Annotated in this window: 4 protein-coding genes; all 4 read left to right on the top strand. The window is 67.1% G+C overall.

What is annotated here, in order from left to right; all coding sequences use genetic code 11:
• Nucleotides 1–1,402: efflux transporter outer membrane subunit (locus AC1DYX_RS27855; protein WP_477264953.1), on the top strand; the 1,402-nt coding region annotated here is incomplete at its 5' end.
• Between the two features lie 95 nt (nucleotides 1,403–1,497).
• The gene (locus AC1DYX_RS27850) at nucleotides 1,498–3,219 is read left to right on the top strand and encodes a dipeptidyl-peptidase 3 family protein (protein WP_477264951.1); all 1,722 of its coding nucleotides are present in this window, start codon (nucleotides 1,498–1,500) and stop codon (nucleotides 3,217–3,219) included.
• Nucleotides 3,220–3,334: 115 nt separating this feature from the next.
• Nucleotides 3,335–4,033 carry a hypothetical protein gene (locus AC1DYX_RS27845; protein WP_477264949.1) on the top strand — a complete coding sequence of 233 codons (699 nt, stop codon included), beginning with the start codon at nucleotides 3,335–3,337 and terminating at the stop codon, nucleotides 4,031–4,033.
• Between the two features lie 117 nt (nucleotides 4,034–4,150).
• A partial coding sequence (locus tag AC1DYX_RS27840) for a hypothetical protein (RefSeq protein ID WP_477264947.1) occupies nucleotides 4,151–4,904 on the top strand: 754 nt, incomplete at its 3' end.

The following is a 4,904-nucleotide window of genomic DNA, read 5'->3' as shown; positions in this document are numbered from 1 at the left end:
GCAGGGCGTCGCCACGCCGGGCGTCGCCACGCCGGGCGTCGCTACGCCGGCGTACCGTCACGCTGCAGCCGCATCCCAGGATCAGGCCGCGCGCCTGCCGGCGCAATGGTGGACCGTGTTCGGCGACGCCACGCTCAGCCAGTTGGAAGAACGCGCCCTGCGCGACAACCCGAACGTGCGCGCCGCCGCGCAGCGCCTCGTGCAGGCGCGGGCGCAACTGGGCGTGACGCGCGCCAGCGAACTGCCGACCGTCGGCGTGTCCGCCGGCGTCTCGAACTCGCGCACGTCGGCCGAAAGCCCGATGGGCGCCACGTTCGGCCATCAGTCGATCAAGGGCACCGAGTACTCGGTCGGCGCGAATTTCTCGTACGAGATCGACCTCTGGGGCCGCGTGCGCCGCGCCGTCGAAGCGGCCGACGCCCAGGCGCTGGCTGCCCAGGACGACCGCGACGGCGTGATGCTGATGCTCTCCAGCCAGGTTGCGACGACGTACTGGCAGCTGCGCGGCCTCGATGCCGAACTGGCCATCCTGAACAATGCGCTGGCCACGCGGCGCGAATCGCAGCAGCTGATCGAGGCGCGTTTCAACGCCGGTCTGTCTAACGAGCTTGACGTCTCGCGCACGCGCATCGAACGCGCCAACGCGGAAGCCGACATCCAGGAAGTCCAGCGCCAGCGCAACACGCTGGAACACGCGCTGGCCGTGCTGGTGGGCGCGTCGCCGAGCCAGCCCATCCTGGCGCCGGCCGCCGGCGACGTCGCAACCGCGTTGCCGCAGCCGCCTGCGATCCCCGTCGGGCTGCCGGCCAGCCTGCTGGGCCAGCGCCCGGACCTCGCCGGGAGCGTCGCCACGCTGAAGGCCTTCAATGCGCAGGTGGGCGTGGCCGAGGGCGCGTACTATCCGAGCGTATCGCTGACGGGGAATTTCGGCTATGCGTCGGAAACGCTGAGTACCCTGGCCCAGGGCAGCGCCCGCCAGTTCTCGATCGGCCCGCTCGCGTTGTCGCTGCCCGTGTTCGAGGGCGGCCGCATCCGCAACAACGTGAACCTGGCCAAGGCCAGGTACGACGAAGCCGTCGCCAACCACGAGACGCGCCTGCTGACGGCGCTGCGCGAAGTGGAGGATGCGCTGTCGGACGTCCAGCAGCGCCAGCAGCAGGGCGACGTGCAGGTGCAGGCGCAACAGGCCGCCGCGCGCGCCGTGCAGGTGGCGCAGGCCCGCTTCGACCGCGGCGTCTCGACTTACCTGGACGTCACCGACGCCCAGCGCTCGGCCCTCGCGGCCGACCGCGCCGCCGCGCAGATCCGTACGCAGCGCCTGCTCGCGGCCGTGTCCGTTGCGCGCGCGCTGGGCGGCGGCTGGATACCGGCCGCGCCGGAGGCGACGGTCGCGTCGCGCTGACGCCCGGCCGGTGCCGCTTTTATGTGGCGGCACCGGTTCCCACGTCCCTCAACGGGGTTAGAATCGCAAGATTGCCAACCTCACAAGGGACCTCAATGAAGCATCTCCTCACCGCCCTGGCCGCAGCGACCCTGTGCGCCAACCTCCACGCCGCCGACATGGCCGCCGCGCCGGCCACCGTCGCCCAATTGCAGACGATGACGAAGCGCTTCGCTCCCGTCGACCTGACGGCCGACACGGCGAAGCTGTCCGCCGGCGACCGCGTCGCCATCGCCAAACTGATCGAAGCGGCGAAGATCGTCGATCTCCTGCAGCTGCGCCAGCGCTGGTCCGGCAACGAGGCGTTGTGGGCCGCGCTGCAAAAGGACACGACGCCGCTGGGCAAGGCGCGCCGCGATCACTTCTGGCTGGACAAGGGCCCGTGGTCTGGCCTCGACGGCAACCGCTCCTTCATGCCGGCCGAGTATGCCGGCATCCGGATCCCGGCCGAGAAGCCGCCGGGTGCGAATTTTTATCCCGAGGGCGCGCGCAAACAGGAACTGGAAACGTGGATGAATGGCCTGGCGCCGGCCGGGAAGGAGCAGGCGCAATGGTTCTTCACCGTGATCCGCAAGGACAAGGCAGGTAAATTCGCGATCGTGAAGTACTCGGACGAGTACCGCGACGAGTTGCAGAAACTCTCGAAGCTGCTGAAGGAGGCGGCGAGCGCCACCGACAACGCGTCGCTGAAAAAATTCCTGAACCTGCGCGCCGACGCCTTCCTGTCGAACGACTACCTCGCCTCCGACTTCGCGTGGATGGACCTCGATTCGCCCGTGGACGTGACGATCGGCCCGTACGAGACGTATAACGACGAACTGTTCGGCTACAAGGCCGCGTTCGAGGCCTACGTGAACGTGCGCGACCAGAAGGAAACGGACAAGCTGAACTTCTTCGGCAAGCACATGCAGGAGCTGGAAGACAACCTGCCGCTCGACGCGAAATACCGCAATCCGAAGGTGGGGGCGCTCGCGCCGATGGTCGTCGTGAACGAGGTCTATGGCGCCGGCGACGGCAACATGGGCGTGCAGACGGCCGCGTACAATCTGCCGAACGACGAGCGCATCATCCGCCAGCGCGGATCGAAGCGCGTGATGCTGAAGAACGTCCAGGAAGCCAAGTTCGCGGCCACGCTGACGCCGATCTCGAAGATCGTATTGCGTTCCGCCGACCAGAAGGACCTCGATTTCGATTCCTTCTTCACGCACATCCTCGCGCACGAGATCATGCACGGCCTCGGCCCGCACGCGACGACGCAGAACGGCCAGCCGTCCACGCCGCGCCAGGACCTGAAGGATGCCTATTCGACCATCGAGGAAGCCAAGGCCGACGTCACCGGATTGTGGGCGCTCGCGTACATGATGGACAACGGTCAGCTGAAGGGATCGCTGGGGCAGGGCGCGGCGGCCGAGCGCAAGCTGTACAACACGTATCTCGCATCGGCCTTCCGCACCCTGCACTTCGGCCTGACGGATTCGCACGCGCGCGGCATGGCCATCCAGGTCAACTACCTGCTCGACAAGGGGGCCTTCGTGTCGCACGGCGACGGCACCTTCGCCGTCGATTTTGCGAAGATCAAGGCCGCCGTGGCCGACCTCGACCGTGAATTCCTGACGATCGAAGCGACCGGCGACTATGCCCGTGCGCAGGCGCTCATGAAGCGTTACGTCGTCATCCGCCCGGAGGTGCAGAAGGCACTGGACAAGATGAAGGCAGTGCCGAACGACATCCGCCCGGCGTTCACGACGGCGGCGAAACTGGTGCCTGCRCAGCGCTGATCCTTTTTTGACAAGATTGCGCTTTTAAACATCCACAAAAATATTGCTGAGGAAGAGGGCTGAACGAGGGATAAAATTGCTGATAGGCATTTCAAATATCCAACGGGAAGCCCTCATGTCCAAAGCTCTTTTCGCCGCCGCCGTCCTGTGCGCGGCCTCCCAGGCCATCCCGGCAGCCGCCGCCAATCTCACCCCGCTGGAACAGCGCTGGCTGGGCGCGGCTTATCCTGTCCTTGAATATTCGCGCAGCCTCAAGTTGCCCATCGACATCGTCGTGCAGCCGCAGGCCGGCCCCAACGACGTGCCGCTGGCGATGGGCTTCGCCGGCGGCCGTTGCAAGCTCGTGCTGTCGCTGCGCGGCAATCCCGACGCCGAGCGCCAGCTTGAAGGCGTGCCGGCGGCCCAGCAGGGCGAACTGATCGAAGCGATGGCCGCCCACGAGATCGGCCATTGCTGGCGCTATGCACAGGGCGCCTGGCATGCGTTGMCGGCCGGCTTCGTCGAAGTGGGCGAGGAAACGGCGGACGACCCGTCGCTGCTGGCGGCGTCGAAGGCGATGCGCGAGACGCGCCGCGAGGAAGGCTATGCCGATCTCGTGGCGCTGGCCTGGACGCACGATCGCCACCCCGGCGACTATGCACGCATCTATGCCTGGCTGGAAAAACTCCGCCAGGACCAGCCCGTGGCACGCAATGGCCACGATACAAGGGCCTGGGTGCGCCTGGCGCGCGACGGTGCCCGCTTCGGCGGCGCCGGCAAGCCGTTCGAGGACGCGATTCCCTTGTGGCGAGAAGGCTTGCTGAGCGACGACTGAGCAGTCCGGGCGGCCAGTTTTATGGTTTATTCGACAAGCGTACGGTGCCGCACAGAGGTCTTGTCCGGCCGGGCGTTAAATCTGGCTGTCACAACAAACGCCATAAGGGACAAGACCATGAAAACGCTGATTGCGACCTTGCTCGCGACCGTCGCGGGCGCCAGCTTCGCCGCAGCGCCGACAGCGGCACTGAACCACGACCCGGTCACCTACCGAAACCTCACGCAGAAAGCCGAGTCGGAATACCGGGCGGCGACAGCGAAATGCGACGCGAAAGGCGGTAACGACAAGGATGTCTGCGTGGCCKAAGCCCGCCTGGCGCGCACCCGCGCCGAGTCCGAGGCATTGGCCAAGTACAACAACACGCCTGCCGGCCGCGCCAAGGCCCGCACGAGTGTCGCGAATGCCGAATACGACCTCGCCAGGGCCCGTTGCGATGCGAAGAGCGGCGCCGACAAGGACAGCTGCATGGACAACGCGAAATCCGTCCACACGGCGGCCCTGGCCGATGCGAAGGATAACGGCAGGACCGAGCGCGCGGCCGCATCCGGCGGCGGCAATGGCGCGACGGGCGCCAGCGGCGGCGGCAGCACGGCGTCGGGTGGCGGTCTCGTGACCGGTACCGACACGCGCGATCCGGCCAAGGCCGCGGCGGTCGACAAATGCGCGCAGATGGGCGCCGATGCGAAGACCGGTTGCCTGGTCCAGACCAGGCCGTCGGCCGTGCGCGACAATGCGGCCGATGCGGCCGACCGCACTGCGAATGCCACCGAGCATGCGGCATCAAAGACGCGCGACACTGCCGAGACCGCAGCCGACAAAACGAAGGCCGCGGTCGCGACAGTTGTTGAGAAGACGAAGGAAGCCGCGC

It is taken from the genome of Massilia sp. P2_C2 (assembly GCF_056404615.1).
This window is presented reverse-complemented; position numbering and strand designations above follow the sequence as displayed.